This is a genomic window from Planomonospora sp. ID91781 (assembly GCF_015711595.1).
GTDB classification, from domain to species: Bacteria; Actinomycetota; Actinomycetes; order Streptosporangiales; family Streptosporangiaceae; genus Planomonospora; species Planomonospora parontospora.
The window spans coordinates 190,203-205,342 of the sequence record NZ_JABTEY010000004.1; the positions used below are offsets into that span (position 1 = coordinate 190,203).

Here is a 15,140-nt window from a genome sequence, read left to right on the forward strand (position 1 = left end):
TCCTACCTTCCGAGTCCGGTGACGAATCCTATGAAGTTGCCATCCATATCGAATCGAGCGCCGAATCCGGAAGGCAGTCTGAAGGTATCGAGATCCTGATGCACTCCTGCTACTCTTCCGCGCTCTATACTCCGCGTTGTGTTCGGGTTCGTCAGCAGATCCTCTAGGAAATCTCGCGCTATCGCGTTGTAATTTTCCTCTTTGCCAACCGCCGGCGCAAGGTGCGCCCATGCTTCCTTGCTCCTTGGGTTACCCACCTTCTTGGACAGGGCACGCCCTGCTTGTGTGAATGGCGTTCCCTTGTACATACGATCAACGGCAGCGGCGAAGAGTTCATCAACCCCTCGGGAAAACTTGCTCGCGGCCGCGCCGAGCTTGAGCCATCCGGGGCCGGGGACGAGCACTCCGGCGGCAAGGCCGGCGTTGTCACCGGCGCCATACCAGGAGTTGTTCTCGGTGACGCAGGCGTAGCCGGGGTCGATCTTCTTGCGGGCGTAGCCGGTGGCGCCGAAGGTAATGCTGTCGACGAAGCCGTTGTTGAAGGCCAGCACATCGCCGACGACACCGGTGGTCAGGTCCTCCTCGGTCGGCCCGTACTCGAGGACGAGGTTCTCCAGCCAGCTGCAGGTGTCGCACAGGCCGGCCGGGTCGGTGAACTGCAGGGGGTTGTTCCCGACGTAGGCGTACAGCTGGCCGGTGGTATCGACCAGGGGGTCGATGGACAGGAACTGGCCGGTGGCCGGGTCGTAGTCGCGGGCGCGCAGGTAGACCAGGCCGGTGTCGGGGTCGGTCCAGTTGCCGGTGTAGCCGATGCGGGTGTCGGCGGTGCCGGTGTGGCCGGTGCGCTTGCCGTAGGGGTCGTAGGTGAGGGTGCCGGCGGTGGCGCCGTCGGCGTCGGTGATCAGCCGGGTGGAGCCGAGGTTGTCGCCGTGCAGGTACTCGATCGTGCCGTCGCGGTCGATCTGGGCGTAGGGGGCGAGGTCGGGTCCGTACAGGTAGGTGTGGGTGCCGTCGCCCAGCAGCAGCGGCATGGAACCGACGTTGGCCCACACGAACTTCTCGGTGTCCTGTCCGCGGGTGCGGCTCTGCCGCAGGCCGGTGGCGTCGGCGGTGTAGCCGACGCTGGTGCCGTCGGCGAGGGTGACGCCCGCCAGGGAGCCGGTGCCGGTGGCGGTGACGGTGTAGCGGTAGCCGGTCGCGGCAGTCGATGCCGGGGTGGCGCCGTTGGCGGCGGTGCGGGTGGTGGCGGTGCTGCGGTTGCCGTTGCGGTCGTAGGTGTAGTCGGTGACCGCCGTCGGGGTGGTGGCGCGGGTCAGCTGGCGGGCATTGTTGTAGGTGAAGGTGGTGCCGTCGGGCAGGCCGGTGAGCAGCCCGGCCGAGGTGGTGGAGTAAGCGCCGTCAGGGAAGGGGCTGGTGCCGGTCGTGGTGGTGACCGAGGCCAGCTGGCGGGTGGGGCTGTAGGTGTAGGTGCGCGCGTCCCCGCCGCCGGTGGCTTCGCCGGTCAGCTGGCCGGCGTCGTCGTAACTGTAGGTGTAGCGGCCCAGGGTGCTCTCGCCGTGGCCGATGGCGATATCGATCGGTTGACCGTTGACGTCGTAGCCGGTGGTGGCGGTCACGCCGCCCGGGGTGGTGCGGGTGCGGTTCTGGCCGTCGGCGGTCCAAGTGAAGCGGGTGGTGCGCTCGTTCCAGTCGGTGGCGGCCGTCATCTGCCCGGCCGCGTCGTAGGTGTAGGTGACGGTCTTGTCACCGGGGTAGGTCAGCGCCGCTAGGCGGCCGAGCGCATCGTAGTGGTAGCCGACCTCGGCGCCGGCGCCGTTGACCGAGGCGATGCGCCGCCCGAGCGCGTCGTAGGTGTAGCGGGTGGTGCCGGTGCCATCGGTCATCGCGGTCAGGTGGCCGAGCGCGTCGTAGGTGAAGGTGACGTCGGTGGTCGCGGGGTCGCTGTAGTCGATGCTCTTCAGCAGGCCGCGGGCGGTGTAGGTGCGGGTGATGGTGGATCCGTCGGGAGTGGTGGCGGTCTTCTCCCGTCCGGCCGTGTCGTAGGTGTAGCGGGTGGTCGCGCCGCCGGGCAGAGTGCGGCTGGTCCGCTCGCCGGTGGCCGCATCGTAGGTGTAGCGGGTGGTCGCGCCGTCGGCGTCGATGACGGTCAATAGCTGGCCGTCGGCGTTGTAGGCGTACCGCTCGCTCTTGCCGTCCGGGCCGGTGATCGCCGTCAGCAGCCCGTCACGGTCATAGGAGCGCTTCGTGGTGCGCTTGTTGGGGTCGGTGACGGTGATGAGCCTGCCGAGCGCGTCGTAGGTGGAGCGGGTGGTCTTGCCGCGCGCGTCTGTGACCGCCGTGGGCCGCCCGGCGGCGTCGTAGGCGGTGCTGGTGCGCGCCCCCGACGGCAGGGTGGTGGCGGTCAGCCGGTCGGCCAGGTCGTAGGTGAAGGTGGTGGTGCGTCCCAGTACGTCGGTGACGCGAGTGCGGTTGCCGCGCTTGTCGTAGGTGTAGGTGGTGGTCTTGTCGGCCGCGTCGGTGACGGTGGCCGCCAGCCCGGCATCGGTGTAGGTGGAGGTCGTGCGGTGCTTCAGCACGTCGGTGACCGTGATGAGTTCACCGGCCAGGTTGAAGGCGGTGGTGGTGGTGTGCCCGGCGGCGTCGACGAACTGGGTGCGGTGGCCTTCGGCGTCGTAGACGAACTCGGTGGTGTGCTCCTCGGGGTCGGTGATCGCGGTGACGCGGCCCAGCGCGTCCAGGGTGTAGGTGGTGTTCTGGCGGTTGGCGTCGGTGACGGCCACAGCCCGGCCGTCGGCGTCGTAGGCGCGGGTGGTGGTGCGCCCGCCCGGGCCGGTGACCGCGGTCAGGTCCCCGGCGGTGTTGTAGGTGAAGGTGCTGCGGTAGCCCGCGGCGGTGGTGGCGCTGGCCAGGGTGTTGTTGGTGTTGTAGGTGAAGGTCTGGGTGCGGCCCTCGGGGCTGGTGACGCTGGTGCGGTTGCCGCGCGCGTCGTAGGTGTAGCTCGTGATGTTGCCGGCCGCGTCGACGGTCTCGACCAGGTCGCCCGAGTCGTTGTAGCGCCAGGTGGTCGTGGCACCGACCGGGTCGGTCATCGTCGCGCGCTCACCACTCGGCAGGTAGGTGTAGCGGGTGGTGTGCCCCAGCGCATCGGTGACCGCGCTGACCTGGGAGGTGACCGGGTCGTAGGCGTAGCGGGTGGTCGCCTCCTCGGCGGTGCCGGCGGCCTTGGTCTGGGCGCGCAGCTGCCCGTCGATGTAGGACTCGACGGTCTTGACGCCGCCGGGCGCGGTGATCGTGACCGTGGAGGTACCGAGTGTGTCGCCGTCGGCGTAGGCGAAGCGCCACTCGCGCTCCAACGGGTCGACCTGCTTGATGACCCGACCGGCGGCGTCGTAGGTGTTGGTGGTCACGCCGTCGCGCGCGCTGGTGGCCGTGGCCAGCAGGTGCGCGGCGGTGTAGGTGTAGCGGGTGGTGGCGCCGGTCGGGTCGGTGACCGCGGTCAGGTCCCCGGCCGCATTGTGGGTGTAGGTCACCGTCGCGCCTGAGGGGGCGCTGGCGGTGGCCAGGTTCCCGGCGGTGTCGTAGGTGAAGCGCAGCGCCCTCCCGGAATCGCCGGTGACCGCGGTCAGCTGCCCGGAGCCGTTGTATGCGTACGTCAGCGTCTGGCCGGTGCGGTCCGACTGCTGGGTGAGCTTGCCCGCGCTGTTGAAGGTCATGACCTGCCACCGCTTGCGGGTGAAGGTCCAGGTGCCGTCGCTGTTCTTGACCAGCGAGGCCTGCACCCGGGGGGCGGCGGCGTAGCTGCCGTCGGTCTGGCGGGTGAACGCCACCACGCTGCCGTTCTCCTGGGTCACCAGCGCCTGGCCGGTGACCGGCTCGGTCACGGTCATGCCGTACGGCCAGGCCCACCCGTAGCCGACCGGCGAGCGGGTGCCGGCCGCCGCCGAGCTATAGGTACGTGACATCGCCAACGATCGCGCCTGATCCGAAACGCTCACGTCGGTGACCGGTTCCAACAGCGCACCGGTATCAGTCTGCACCGGGTCACCGTGGCAGGCGTTGTTGCACGCTGCCTCATCGGGGGCGCCCGCGCCGCCGATGGACGGGTTGTAGCCGCCGACAGTCTCCCCGGGCAGACTCGGCCCGCCCTCATGAATCGGCAGCTTCGCCTTGCGGATCGCCAGCAACTGTTTCGAATCGTTCGTCAGATAGAGTCTGGTGCCATCGCTGGCGAGGCTCCTGACCCAGCTGGACATTGGATCGGTATTCACCAACGTGCCGGTACCGTCAACCTTATTGATCCGATACAACCGGTAGTGGGAAACCGAGTTCTGCGAGTACTCGACACTCGTGTAGAGGTAGTCGCCGACCGACAGCAGAGCGGAAGAAACTCTGTGCAGGTTGGTGGTGCTCGTGGCCGAGCTACCGGTGACAGGGTCAATGCGGTGAAGACTGCCATTCTCGACGATCCATAGATACCTATCGTCGCCAGCCAGCCCGCCGCCGGGGAACTTACCGCTCAGGGTTCTGTAGGTACCGGTGACCAGGTCGTATTGGGTGATCTGAGACCAGCCGCTGTCATAGACGTAGAGGCTACTGCCGACCATCGCAGCATCATCGTAGTACGTACCAGTCAGAGTGGTGGTTGCACCGGTGGCCGGATTGACACTGCGCAGCCCGCAGTCGTCGGTGACGTAGATCATCCTGCCGTCGGTCGCCACGACCCTAGGAGGGCGGGCATTGTTGTTGGAGAAGGTCTTGAAGGCGAAGCGGGCATCAGCTCCGTTGGAAGCATCACTGCAAGACGACGATGAGGTCACGCCAGCCAGCGTGGAAGTTGCCCCGGTGCTCTTGTTGACTCCGACGATGCGGGTGCCGTCGGCGACGAACGCGGTATCACCGATCATTGCGATCCCGTTGGCCGTGCCCAGCGCACCGGTCTCGGTCACCGCACTGACCGTCCCAGCCTCTATCACCGGCGCAGTAGCGGCAGAAACGAAAGTGCGGGCACTGACCGCGGTCACACTCTTCAACCAGGCGCCAGTCGAAGAGGAGTCAGCTATATACAGCTTGGTGCCGTCGGTGGCGAGACCGGTAGCGGTATCAAAAGATACGCCACTGTCGGTGCCGCCGCCGGCGATCAGCCGCCGAGATCCATCGGTCTTGCTGATCCGCACCAAGGCCCGATCCTTCGGAGCGCTATACGGCTTCAGAATGTCGTAGAGGTAGTCGCCGACCGACAGCAGAGCGGAAGAGCCCCCATACAGGTTGGTGGTAATCGTGGTCAAGCTGCCGGTGACAGGGTCAATGCGGTGAAGGCTGACATTCTCGGCGAGCCATAGGTAGGTGCCGTCACCAGCCAACGTGCCGCTGTCAGGAACGCTGCTGGTCAAGTTACTGAAGGCGCCGGTGACCAGGTTATAGCGGTCAATGGACCGATAGTTGGAACTGTAGACATAGAGGCTACTGCCGACCACCGCAGCATCATCGTAGTACGTACCAGTCAGAGTGGTGGTTGCACCGGTGGCCGGATTGACACTGCGCAGCCCGCAGTCGTCGGTGACGTAGATCATCCTGCCGTCGGTCGCCACGACCCTAGGAGGGCGGGCATTGTTGTTGGAGAAGGTCTTGAAGGCGAAGCGGGCATCAGCTCCGTTGGAAGCATCACTGCAAGACGACGATGAGGTCACGCCAGCCAGCGTGGAAGTTGCCCCGGTGCTCTTGTTGACTCCGACGATGCGGGTGCCGTCGGCGACGAACGCGGTATCACCGATCATTGCGATCCCGTTGGCCGTGCCCAGCGCACCGGTCTCGGTCACCGCACTGACCGTCCCAGCCTCTATCACCGGCGCAGTAGCGGCAGAAACGAAAGTGCGGGCACTGACCGCGGTCACACTCTTCAACCAGGCGCCAGTCGAAGAGGAGTCAGCTATATACAGCTTGGTGCCGTCGGTGGCGAGACCGGTAGCGGTATCAAAAGATACGCCACTGTCGGTGCCGCCGCCGGCGATCAGCCGCCGAGATCCATCGGTCTTGCTGATCCGCACCAAGGCCCGATCCTTCGGAGCGCTATACGGCTTCAGAATGTCGTAGAGGTAGTCGCCGACCGACAGCAGAGCGGAAGAGCCCCCATACAGGTTGGTGGTAATCGTGGTCAAGCTGCCGGTGACAGGGTCAATGCGGTGAAGGCTGACATTCTCGGCGAGCCATAGGTAGGTGCCGTCACCAGCCAACGTGCCGCTGTCAGGAACGCTGCTGGTCAAGTTACTGAAGGCGCCGGTGACCAGGTTATAGCGGTCAATGGACCGATAGTTGGAACTGTAGACATAGAGGCTACTGCCGACCACCGCAGCATCATCGTAGTACGTACCAGTCAGAGTGGTGGTTGCACCGGTGGCCGGATTGACACTGCGCAGCCCGCAGTCGTCGGTGACGTAGATCATCCTGCCGTCGGTCGCCACGACCCTAGGAGGGCGGGCATTGTTGTTGGAGAAGGTCTTGAAGGCGAAGCGGGCATCAGCTCCGTTGGAAGCATCACTGCAAGACGACGATGAGGTCACGCCAGCCAGCGTGGAAGTTGCCCCGGTGCTCTTGTTGACTCCGACGATGCGGGTGCCGTCGGCGACGAACGCGGTATCACCGATCATCGCGATCCCGTTGGCCGTGCCCAGCGCACCGGTCTCGGTCACCGCACTGACCGTCCCAGCCTCCATGCCAGATACCGGGCCGACGCCGAAGGCATAGGCGGTGACCGAAGAGGTCTGCAGCGCCGCATCACGGGCCTTGGCGTAGAGGGTGCGCCAGCCATCGCCCGGGGTGATGGTGACGCTCAGCGCGTCACCGCCCTTGCCATCGGGATCAGCGACCAGGGTGGCGGGATCGGCGTCATCCAGCGCCCAGTAATAACCCGAACCATCAGTGCTGGTGGTGTCCAGAGTGCAGGTCACCGCACCAGCAGCTTTGGCGCTCCAGGAGCCGGCCGGATAGTCGGCGCACTCGATGCTCGGAGCGGCGGGGGCTTGGGCATCAACGGTGTGAGATTTGTAGGCCGACCAGGGGCCGTAGTCGGTGCCGTCGAAACCGCGGGCGCGCCAACGCCAGGCCTGCCCATCGGCGAGCTTGTCGGCCGGGACCACGACCTTGGCCTGGGTACCAGCGGGTACCCAGGCGCTGCTGCCGGTCCACACGATGGTGCTGGCGGGAGTGGAGACCTCGAAGTCCAAGCGGACAGTGCCGCCGTCGGCGTCGGCGGCCGCGGCGTACAAGGTCGGGGTGGCGCCGGTGTAGGAGACGCCGTCGGTGCCGGTGACCCCACCGCCGGTGCTGACGGTGGCGGTGGCCGGGGCGGAGTTGGCGGCGCGCTCCACGGTGATGGTGACCGGCTCGGAGCAGTCCGCACCACCGGCGCCGCCGGTGAAGCACGCACGCACCTGCACGGGGCCCTCCCCGCGATCGATCGCGGCCAGGGTGGCGGCGACGTCCCAGCTCAGCTCGGCGAAGTTCGCGCTGGTGTCAGTGCGGGTCTGCGGCCAAGCGGTGATCGGGTCGTCTGAGTCGGCCGAGGTGACGTGCGCGGGCGGGATCAGAGCCCAGGTACCGGAGTCGGTGTCATCGGCGCGGTATTCGTAGCGCACGCCGGTGCGATGGCTGGGCGCGCTCGCGGTCAGCGGCACAGCTCGCTGGGTGCGGGCTTCATCAACCGGTTTGAGCAGGCTGCCCCGGCCCACGCCGAAGGCGTAAGCGGTCACCGGAGAGGTCTGCAGCGCCACATCACGGGCCTTGGCGTACAGGGTGTGCCAGCCATCGCCCGGGGTGAGGGTGACGGTCAGCGCGTCACCGCCCTTACCGTCGGGGTCGGCCACCAGCGTGGCGGGGCTGGGGTTGTCCAGCGCCCAGTAATAGCCCGAGCCATCGTCACTGGTGGTGGCCAGGGTGCAGGTGATCGCGCCGTCGGCCTTGGCGCTCCAGGAATCGGCAGGGTAGTCGGCGCACTCGATGCTGGGCGCCGCTGGGACCTGGGCATCGACGGTATAGGCAAGATAGTCCGACCAGGGGCCGTAGTCGGTGCCGTCGAAACCACGGGCGCGCCAGCGCCAGGCCTGCCCGTCGGCGAGCGTGCCGACCGGGACGGTTACCGTGCCCTGGGTACCGGCCACCAGCCCGGAAGCCTGGCTGGTCCACAGGATCGTGCCGTCGAGAGCGGAGACCTCGAAGTAGATGCGGCTCACCCCGCCGTCCTCATCGGCCGCGGCCCCGTACAGGGTCGGGGTGGCGATGGAGTAGGCGGCGCCGTCGGTGCCGACGGCGACGCCTTCGGTCTTGATGGTGGCAGTGGCGGGGTAGGAGTTGTAGGTGACCGTCAGCGCCGGTGGGCGCGCCGTGGCGCCAGCGGCGTAGAAGTCGGTGGAGTGAAACACTCGGTAGGAGCGGATGTCGGTCTCGCTGGCGCCGCGCAACTGCACGCCGTAGTTGGCCGCACCACCGGCCCAGGCCTGGGCGATGGAGGTCAGGGGGAACCGCATCCAGTTGGCCGGGCAGGCGCTGGAGTAGCCGTAGGAGCTCTTGACGATGGCCTCGCCGGAGGCGTACACGCCCGGCTGGTTACTCCAGGTCAGGGTGCTCTGGTCCCAGTTGCTCATCACCCGGCGCATGATGACGCCCGGGCCGTTTTGGTCACATGAGCCCGCATCCATACTCCACAACCGCATCTCGGCGGAGGTGACGTGCTTGCCGACAACCGAGGCGACGTTGAACTTGAGGTAGGAGCGAATCTTGGTGACGCCCTCGTTGAGCGAGCCGGTCCGCAGGTAGTCGCCGCCGGTGGTGCCGGGCTTGTCGCTGCGCACGAACATGTCGGAGGCCACGCCGAGGGTGGTGGTGGGGTCGACCACGACCGGGTACTGCGTGGTCGGGTCGGCCAGGAAATCAGCGTCGGGGGTGAGGACCAGCAACTGCTGATCGCCCTTGTTCACCACCTGGGTGTCGATCTGCACCGGGGTCTCGGCCGCGGCCTGGCTGGTGGCCGAGGGCTTGCCGGCGGCGGTCTCATACATGACCGGCTGCGGCGCCGAGGCGACCATCTTGCCCGCCTCGTCGGTCAGAGTCAGAGCGCCGGTCCTGGTCTCGGCGAGCTTCAGCCCGTCGGTGTCGACTTCCAGCGTGTACTCCACCGGCCCGGCCGGACGCTCGCGCAGCACCACGTCGTGGCGGAACCCGGTAGGCAGCGCGGTGACCACCAGGTCGGCGCCCGGTCCGGCCGCGTCGGTGTAGGTAGCCTTGTTGCCCTCGACCTTCGGGGTGGGCAGCGCGCTCGGCCAGGACAGGGCGAACGACTCATCAGCGGCGTGCTCGAGCCGGGCCATCGGCGCCTCATCGCCGCCGGCGGAGATCTCCACCTCGCCCTTGGCCATCTTCGGCACCAGCACCCCGTCACGCTCGACGAGGGTGGTGTCGATGGCGTGCCAGTCACCGTCGCGCTTGACGCGCACCGGAGCGGGGTTGGCCTCCAGGGTGAAGCTGCCGTCAGGGTTGGCGTAGGTCAGGGTGGTCTCGGTGGTCTCACCGGTGATCAGCACCCGGCTGCCCTGCCGCTGCGCCGCCAGTGCGGCGGTGTGGCGGTCGGGTTGCTCGGTCACCCGCTCGGCCGGTGCCGCGGCAACGGCCGGCACCGCGGCCGGGCGGGCCAGACCGAGGCCGGCCGAGGCTTCGGCGGCAGAGGCTGACGTGGCCGCGATCGCGGTCACCAGCCCGACCACGACGGTCCGCCTCGCCAAGAGGCGATAGCGGCCGAGATCAGAGGAGGCGAAGATGCGCTGTCCCACGTCACACTCACAAACCGGATAAGCAGGGATGAAACGCGTTAACCGTACGCACGGCCTCCTGGTGCCTTATGCCGCTTTTACGCCCACCACGGGCGATCTACCGTCAGTTGGCCATGCGTCGCTATCTGTGATGACAGGGGGATGCGCCCGGGGTGTTGGCCGGGTGCAGAGTGGATTCCCGACGGCGGCGTGCACAGCGGCCCGGGGATGCGGCCCTCTTGGGATGGTGCAGGTGATGCAGGTCACGGACGAGCGGGGATCCTCTCGCCGCCGAAAGATCCACCAACCTTTGCGAGGCTTTACCTCGTTTACCGTTTACGTCGACCATCGATCCCGCTCTGCGCGTTTGCGTAGTTACGTTAAGTGCGCAAGAAGGGCGCTAAGATCATCAATTCAGCGAGACGGCTGCATCCGACAGGAGCCTTGGGCGCTCACAGCACCGTCCCGGTGCCCCACGATTGCGACTGGCTGCGGCGGACGGAGCCGGACTGGCCGCCGTCGTCGATGTAGATCATGTGCATGAGTAGGCCCCCGAACCGATGGCCGGTAGAGGCATATAAGGGATTCCAGCGCCGATACCAGACAGAAATCTAATTCTGTCTGGTTAAGCATTCACCCTCCCACAGGAGCGGCGGTTGCGAACGGGCGACAGCACGCATTCGCTGCCTCTGGAGCCCGTACTCGTCGGCGTGCCGAGGTACCGCAGACCGTCTACAGCCGGTAGATGACGGTGCCTTCCGGCGGTATCGCTCAAGCGAACGGAAACCGAATCATGCAGCCAGTTTTTCGTCCTGAAGTCGCAGCTCAGGACGAGCAAACCGGTACAGGAAGGCATACCAGTCGCTGCGGAACCGTCGTCGACGATTCTGCCCGATCTGAGCATTCCCGGGTCGGCGACTCTCGGAGTGTGCGGCAGCTCTCATCAGGCTTGGGTCCCTATTCTGGATACGCATGATCTCGGTCTCGTACGGCGATTGAGGGAGTGTATACACCAATAGGTGGAGGATATTTTCAAACCAGCGCGGTATGGTTCTTTAAATTCTCCTCCCCTAAAGTTTTCAGTGATCCCTCGAACGGCCACCGTGCAAGCGACATAAATGAGCCCATCCACTCGCAGTGCACGGTGCGCTCAGAAGAACCCGATCCCCTGGAAGGACCCAATGAGACGATCCAAGTTGCTGTCTGCGATGTGCGCCCTCGCCGTCGCGTCTGTCACAATGACGATAGAGTCATCTCAAGCACTAGCCGAGCAGTCCATCCACACCCAAGAGGCGAAAGCCCTGGCGGTCAAGCTGGGAGTCCACTCCTTAGACGGGCCTTACCAGTTCATCAATGGCAGTGGAAAATGTCTGGCGATCGGCGATTCCAGCGATACCAACGGCGCCCACGCCATCCAGTGGGACTGCAAAGGAAACACCCAGGCAAAGCGGTGGTATTACTACATCCACCCGACCGATTCCCGATATCTGCGAATCGTCAACGGCAGTGGCAAATGCCTGGCGATCGGTGATTCCAGCACCGCCAACGGCGCTCACGCCATCCAATGGAAATGCATCGATGAAAGCCCTGGCCAGAAGTGGGATTTCGTCGATTATCCGGAAGACGGTTCCTATCATGTTCATTTCGTCAACGGCAGCGGTAAGTGTCTGGCGATCGGTGATTCCAGCACTGCCAACGGCGCTCACGCCATCCAGTGGAAATGCATCGGCAGAAGCCAGGGCCAGAAGTGGGAGTTCTATCGCCTGTGATGTGAGTCGAGGCCTGAGAGCAGGCCACCGACCAGCGTGGAGTCCGGCGGGGGTGCCTGTACCCGCGCCGACGGCACCGGCGTCCGCCAGCCGCGTGCCGGTGCCGTCACCATGACCGGAGGGATTCCAGAGTGACGATCGATCGAAGGGTCTTCCTCGGCGGCGCCGCCGGGGCCGCCGTCGCTGGCACCCTGGGCGCCGCCGCGCCCATCGGGCCCGCGGCGCTGCCCGACTACGTCAGCGGCTCGGTGATCCAGCGGCTGCTCGACGCCGCCCGCGACGGCATAGGCGCCACGGACGCGGCCGGCCGCCGCATCGCCAAAGTGCCCAAGGGCACCTACCTGCTCACCCGGCCGCTGATCATCCACGGCGGCACCCACCTCGACGCCACCGCGGCCAGGATCGTCGCCCGCTTCCCCGCCACCGGGGTCAAGCACACCATGCTGCTCAACGCGGTCGCCGACACCACCGGCGGCTATGCCGGACGCGGCAACATCGCGGTCACCGGCGGCAGCTGGGATCCGGTCTGGGACTTCGTCCAGCGCGGCGTGCTCTCCCAGGCCCCCGCGATGAACGTGCTCACCTTCGTCCACACCCGTGATGTGCTGGTCAGCAACGCAACGATCTGGAACGTCAAGTGGTGGCACGCGATCGAGCTGAACGCCGTCCGGCGCGGCACGGTCAGCGGCTGCACCCTCAGGGGCTGGATCGCCGACCCCGGCGCGGGCCTGTGGCACGGCGAGGCCGTCCAGCTCGACCTGGCGGCCGACGGGACCGCCTGGGCCGGCCTCGGCGACCGCACCCCCTGCCGGGACATCCTGCTGACCGGCAACGTCTGCGACGCCTCGGGATCGCAGGCGGGGTGGGGGCAGTTCACCGGCTCCCACACCGCGTACGCGGGCCACGTCCACACCGGCGTCCGCATCACCGGCAACACCGTCGCCAACACGCGCTGGGACGCGATCGGCACGCTCAACGCGCAGAACGTCCGCATCACCGGCAACACCGTGACCGGCTGCGCGGGCGGGATCTACGTGAAGTCGATCCAGGACCAGCCGCTGGCGACCGTCGAGATCACCGGCAACCGGGTGAGCGGCATCGGCGGCCGCGACGCCGTGGCGATCAGAGCCGACGCGGCGGGCGCCCCGGTCACCGACGTCATCGTCGACGACAACACCGTCGACTGCGCCAAGGTCCGCTACTACGGCGCCGTCACACCCAGAGCGGGCGCCGTACTCCAGTGCCGCTGACATGGTCGTCTGCACACCCCGCACGACCGTTTCCGCCCCGGACGTCAGCCGCGCAACCGCTCAACGGTGATCGCTCGGCCGGCCTCCGTCTCGGTCGCCGCACGGACCTCGACGAAGCCGTTCTCCTTGCGCAGGATGGTGACGATCCCGGTGAGCAGCGTGTTCTGACGGATGCGGTCGCGGACGATGACCTGCCGGTCGACCGACAGCACGGCGGCATGAGCGTGCTCGTCCGAAGCCCATATCCAGGCGCGGCCGCTGAACCCGGGATCGGGCCCGACCAGGACGGTGCGCACGCTGGAGGCCTCCATCCGCAGGGTGGGGGCGCTGTGCGGGTTGAGCTCCCTGCCGATGCGCATGCTCACGCGCAGCTGCGTGGCGTACTCCTCGATCTGTGACTGTGATCAGGAGTCGATGTCCGCAGGCGGGTTGCCGAGCATGTCGATGCGCAGGTCGCCGAGTACCTCCTCGGTGCGCCGCCCGGAGCCGAGTGCTTCCCGAGGGATGATGCCGCGGCTGATGCGGCCTTCGGCTTCGTGGCTCCTCGGGACGGGCTCCGAGGGCCGGGAGGGGTGGGACCAGGCTCGGATCCCGGTCGGGGGTTCGGGTGCGGGCAGCGGATGCAGCGCGGGCCACTCCCCCGGGGTCGGCGCGGCGGGGCCGGGTTCGAGCGGAAGGATCTCGCACATCCTGGCAGCGGTCTGTCCTCCCGTCTCCGTTTCCGCGCGCAGCGCCGGGTCGGCGGCATCGGCCAGCGGCCAGAACTGCAGCAGCCATGTCTCCACGACGGCTTCGGTCACGGCCGCGTCGTCGTCGGTCGGCTGGGTGCGGACGGGTCCGGCGTAGGCGCGCAGGCCGTAGGCGAAGAACGGCGGGCCGATCAGCAGCATCTGCCCTGAGGGGCCGACCCCGAGGCCGCGCAGGAACACGGTGCCGCCCGGGCTCAGGTAGAGGACCTGCCCGGCTTCGCTCCAGGGTGTGCCGGGTGTGGGAGGTTCGGTGTCCCAGGCCTCCATTCGCACGTGCGCGGTTCGTGCCCAGGCCTGGCTTTTGATGCCGACGTGGCCCAGGGCGATCCGGCCGGGTTCGGTCAGCAGCGCGCCGGTCTCGACCTTCGGTTCGGCGTCGTGGCCGAGGTCGGATCCGTCGAACAGGTCGAACCGGCCGCGGGAGATCGGTACCTCGTCCTCGATGCTGCGGATCAGCTCGGCCATTGAGTTTCTCCATCCGTGATCATTGCTTGCGGATGGAGACCTTAGCGGCCATAGGTGAAATTTGGGGCCTGTCGTTGGTGCACGCTAGGTTTCTCAGTGCGGCCGTCGCGTGCTTACAAACAGAGGATGAGCTGTCCAGCTGTGCGGAGCGGTCAATCAATCGTGATCACATCTCTGCGCAAGATAGGAAGGGTGCTGATGCTACTTATATATGCGTTTCAGTGACTTTTCTTTGCGCATACCGGGCATCCGGACGGATTTTTGCTTCTACTGCGATTCTTTAGTGGCGCGATCCAACCGTGGCCACATCTTTGACAGCGCCAGTTAATCCGCTTCTGGCTACCCGCAGTTATCTCATATGGTGTTACGGAATTTTTCTCATAGTCCCAATCGAGAAGCAATCCGGGACGGACGGCAGCAAGGCAGTTTTCGGAATCAACTCTCCTCCCTGCACAGTACGGGCAGCCGCGTCCGCGCACGCGATCGCAGATCCTCTGCTCGAATCGATGCCCTTTACCGCAGATCCAATTGACTTTTCTGCTGTTTTTTTCGTGAACTTGCCGGGGTGTCAACTCGCCATTGGACGCCTTGTCCCACTCAGTTGCTATATCGGGATGGGTTACGGCTAGCGATTTATCGCCGAGATCGCTTTGGGCGGCGTGGATAAGAATTTCACGTGCGAGCTCCTCTCCGAGAAGCTGACCTCTTTCAACGTAATCTTCCGCCACTTTGGAGGCCGCGCCTTCAATCCATCCGCGTTCAAGCATGCGGCGGACAGTCGCAGTCGCAGCCTCAAGAGGTTTCACATTGGCGGGAACCTCTACGTCGTCAGCGTGCAACGGAGAGAGTGGATGCTCCCGAATCCGGATCAGATGGTAGCCTGCTTTCCGGAGCTGGCGGCTTTTACGACAATCGTGTTCCAATCGAGGAGCATGCCAGTAGGCGCCGTCGAACTCGATCGCGATCGTTCTTAGTGGTGTGGTGATGGTGATATCAACCGGTCCGACGCGAGACGACAGCTCAGATATGTTGACATGATGGCGCACAGCACCGGCGCCTAAAACTGGTTCGAACACTGTCAGAAGTTCGGTGAATAAGCGAACTTCTTGA

The 15,140-nt window shown here is 66.1% G+C and carries 6 protein-coding genes; 2 read left to right on the forward strand and 4 right to left on the reverse strand.

The window, feature by feature from the left end:
* Positions 1–2: 2 nt before the first annotated feature.
* Positions 3–9,818, reverse strand: a complete 9,816-nt coding sequence (locus HS048_RS34800) for a DNRLRE domain-containing protein (protein ID WP_196470098.1) — start codon at positions 9,816–9,818, stop codon at positions 3–5.
* A 1,160-nt stretch (positions 9,819–10,978) separates the two neighbouring features.
* Between HS048_RS34800 and HS048_RS34805 the strand changes: the two genes are divergently transcribed.
* Both HS048_RS34805 and HS048_RS39025 read left to right on the forward strand, forming a co-directional pair.
* On the forward strand, positions 10,979–11,566 hold the full coding sequence (locus HS048_RS34805; protein WP_196470099.1) for an RICIN domain-containing protein: 588 nt from the start codon (positions 10,979–10,981) through the stop codon (positions 11,564–11,566).
* 131 nt (positions 11,567–11,697) lie between these two features.
* The gene (locus tag HS048_RS39025) at positions 11,698–12,816 is read left to right on the forward strand and encodes a right-handed parallel beta-helix repeat-containing protein (protein ID WP_196470100.1); all 1,119 of its coding nucleotides are present in this window, start codon (positions 11,698–11,700) and stop codon (positions 12,814–12,816) included.
* A gap of 44 nt (positions 12,817–12,860) precedes the next feature.
* On the opposite strand, the gene HS048_RS34815 is transcribed toward HS048_RS39025, so the two are convergent.
* The 3 genes from HS048_RS34815 to HS048_RS39030 form a co-directional block, all read right to left on the reverse strand.
* A complete protein-coding gene (locus HS048_RS34815; protein WP_196470101.1) occupies positions 12,861–13,181 on the reverse strand; it encodes a hypothetical protein in 321 nt (106 codons plus the stop codon).
* Between the two features lie 39 nt (positions 13,182–13,220).
* Positions 13,221–14,030 carry a hypothetical protein gene (locus HS048_RS34820; RefSeq protein ID WP_196470102.1) on the reverse strand — a complete coding sequence of 270 codons (810 nt, stop codon included), beginning with the start codon at positions 14,028–14,030 and terminating at the stop codon, positions 13,221–13,223.
* 218 nt (positions 14,031–14,248) lie between these two features.
* The gene (locus tag HS048_RS39030) at positions 14,249–15,106 is read right to left on the reverse strand and encodes a zinc-ribbon domain-containing protein (RefSeq protein ID WP_307832753.1); all 858 of its coding nucleotides are present in this window, start codon (positions 15,104–15,106) and stop codon (positions 14,249–14,251) included.
* Positions 15,107–15,140: the final 34 nt, after the last annotated feature.

Excerpts from the sequence above, each read along its gene's own strand:
- HS048_RS34805 (WP_196470099.1), top strand. The coding sequence starts at position 10,979 with ATGAGACGATCCAAGTTGCTGTCTGCGATGTGCGCCCTCGCCGTCGCG.
- HS048_RS34820 (WP_196470102.1), bottom strand. The coding sequence starts at position 14,030 with ATGGCCGAGCTGATCCGCAGCATCGAGGACGAGGTACCGATCTCCCGC.